Origin of the sequence: Humidesulfovibrio sp. (assembly GCF_035560995.1) — a bacterium.
Taxonomy (GTDB): domain Bacteria; phylum Desulfobacterota; class Desulfovibrionia; order Desulfovibrionales; family Desulfovibrionaceae; genus Humidesulfovibrio.
Map to the genome: position 1 here is coordinate 1 of NZ_DATMYK010000015.1, position 2,600 is coordinate 2,600.

General features: G+C 64.0%; 5 protein-coding genes. All 5 read left to right on the top strand.

The genetic code is table 11. From position 1 onward, the window contains the following. Positions 1-3: 3 nt before the first annotated feature. Positions 4-141 carry a 50S ribosomal protein L34 gene (gene rpmH / locus VN419_RS00415; RefSeq protein ID WP_325643275.1) on the top strand — a complete coding sequence of 46 codons (138 nt, stop codon included), beginning with the start codon at positions 4-6 and terminating at the stop codon, positions 139-141. Next, positions 129-524, top strand: a complete 396-nt coding sequence (gene rnpA / locus VN419_RS00420; RefSeq protein ID WP_325643276.1) for a ribonuclease P protein component — start codon at positions 129-131, stop codon at positions 522-524. Before rpmH ends, rnpA begins: the two co-directional genes overlap by 13 nt. Next, positions 518-802 carry a membrane protein insertion efficiency factor YidD gene (gene yidD / locus VN419_RS00425; RefSeq protein ID WP_325643271.1) on the top strand — a complete coding sequence of 95 codons (285 nt, stop codon included), beginning with the start codon at positions 518-520 and terminating at the stop codon, positions 800-802. The genes rnpA and yidD overlap by 7 nt, the downstream gene beginning before the upstream one ends. A 4-nt stretch (positions 803-806) precedes the next feature. Beyond that, entirely contained in the window at positions 807-2,411 is a 1,605-nt protein-coding gene (gene yidC, locus VN419_RS00430) for a membrane protein insertase YidC (protein ID WP_325643273.1), read from the top strand. Positions 2,412-2,452: 41 nt separating this feature from the next. After that, positions 2,453-2,600: Jag N-terminal domain-containing protein (locus VN419_RS00435; protein ID WP_325643278.1), on the top strand; the 148-nt coding region annotated here is incomplete at its 3' end.

Genomic DNA, 2,600 nt, shown 5'->3' on the forward strand with positions numbered 1-2,600 from the left:
CATATGAGCAAGCGTACCTACCAGCCCAGCAAGATCAGACGTAAACGCACCCTCGGTTTCCTGGTGCGCTCCCGCACCAAGGGCGGCCAGGCCGTCCTTCGCCGCCGCCGTCAGAAGGGGCGCAAGAGATTAGCCCTTTAGGCTGGCCCAAAAGCCGCCGCCTGCCGAACAGCAAGCACTTCGGTGCTTGCTATGACCAGGGCCGCAAGATCTTCACCCGCCATTTCGTGCTCTTTGTGCTTGAGCGCGAAGCGGCGGACGGGGACTTGCGGCTCGGCCTTACGGTAAGCCGCAAGGTCGGGCGGGCGGTTTGGCGCAACCGCGTGCGGCGCGTGTTGCGCGAATTTTTCAGGCTGAACCAGGCCATGATCCGACGCCCCCTCGACATCGTCGTTGTTCCCAAGCGGAACCTTGACCCGAAGAGCATCGACATGGCCCTGGTCGAACAGGAGTTCCTCCCCGCGCTTTCCCGGCTTGACCGGGAGGCGGGGGGCGGGATCACCGACGCGAGGTCTCCATGCTGAGAGTCACGCGCGGGGCGGGTCGCTCGTTCGGGCAGTCCGTCTTGCTGGCGCTCATCTGGCTCTACCAGAGACTGCTGTCACCCCTCTTCGCGGGCTCCTGCCGCTTTGAGCCCTCCTGCTCGCAGTACGCCCGGCAGGCCGTGATTCTGCACGGCGCGCTCAAGGGCGGGCTGCTGGCCCTGTGGCGCCTCCTGCGCTGCCAGCCCCTGTGCCGGGGCGGGTACGATCCCGTGCCCGTCTGCTTCTCCCCAACCATCCCAGACACTCACGCGAGCTGACACCATGGACACCAAACGCCTCATAGCTGCCCTGGCCCTTTCCCTCGTCGTCCTTTTCGGCTGGAGCTATCTCTTCCCGCCCGATGAACCCAAGACCCCGCCCGTTGCCGCCCAGCCCGAAGCCAAGCTTGAACAGAGCGCCAAGCCCGCCACCCCGGTGGAGTCGGCCTCCGCCGCCGCCCTGGCCCAGGGCCGCGCCATCAACGTGAAGACCCCGCTCTACACCGCCCGCTTCAATACCCAGGGCGGCGTGCTGGAAAGCTTCGTGCTCAAGAATTTCCACGAGACCATCGACAAGGACTCCGCGAACATCGACATCGTGGGCGCGGCCGCGCGCGACAAGGCCGCCCTCGGCCTCGTCATCCTGCCCGAAGGCGGCGAGGTGCACACCTGGAACGCCGCGGGCTGGACCTCCGACGGAGCCGACACCGAGCTCTCCGGCAATGAGAAGAAGACCTTCGTCTTCACGGGCGAGGCCGCTGGCCTCAAGATCGTGCGCCGCCTGACCGTGAGCGCTGATTCCTACCTCGTCACCGAGGAAACCACCGTCACCAACCCCGGCGCCGCGCCGGTCACCGGCCGCGTGGCCTTCACCATCGCCACCGGCGGCCTTTCCCCCAAGGGCGAGGACAAGTACAACCCCACCCGCATCGCCTACGGCCGCGTCAAGGGCGGCTTCGACGAGATGACCGACCACGGCGACCTGGAGAAGAAGGGCGTGGCCCCGGCGGAGAAGATCAACTGGGCCGCTGTTGAGAGCAACTACTTCCTCTTCGCCGCCATGCCCAAGGCCGAGGACGCGCTGACCAACGGCAAGCTCAAGGACGGCGTGTTCAACCTGGCCGTCAGCAACGCCGTCACCTTCGAGGCCGGACAGGCCAAGACCGTGGGCTGCTCGTACTACATGGGCCCGGCCGACCGCGCCCTCCTGGCGAACATGCCGAACAAGCTGGAGCAGGCTGTGGACTTCGGCTGGTTCCACCTCATCGCCGTGCCGCTTCTGTTCATGCTGAACTGGTTCTACGGCTTCGTGCACAACTACGGCGTGGCCGTCATCCTGCTGACCGTGCTCATCAAGCTCATCTTCTGGCCCCTTTCCCACAAGAGCTACAAGAGCATGGAGCAGATGAAGAAGATCCAGCCCATGATCCAGAAGCTGCGCGAGAAGTACGCCGATGACAAGGAGCGCATGAATCAGGAGATCATGGCGCTCTACAAGACCTATAAGGTCAACCCCGCGGGGGGCTGCCTGCCCATGGTGGTGCAGATTCCCGTGTTCTTCGGCCTGTACAAGGCGCTTCTGGGCAGCATCGAGCTGCGGCACGCGGCCTTCATTCCGCATGTGCCCTTCACCGACCTCGTTTGGCTGGCCGACCTCTCGGCCAAGGACCCCTACTATGTCACCCCCCTCATCATGGGGGCCACCATGTTCATCCAGCAGAAAATGACCCCCACGGGCGGGGACCCCATGCAGGCGAAGATCATGCTGCTCATGCCTGTGGTGTTCACCTTCCTGTTCTTGAGCTTCCCTGCGGGGCTCGTGGTCTACTGGCTGGTGAACAACGTCCTCTCCATCGCCCAGCAGTGGTGGATGATGCGCAAGGCGTAAGGACTCATCGGTGGCGTAACAGATCTGCTGGGAGGATACACGTGAGCGATACCAAAGAATTCCAGGGCAAAAACCTGGACGAGGCCATCGAGGCCGCTTGCAAGCACTTTGACCTGAAACGCGACAAGCTGGAGATCGAGATCGTCTCCGGCGGTTCCTCGGGCATTTTCGGCCTGGTGGGTGTGAAAA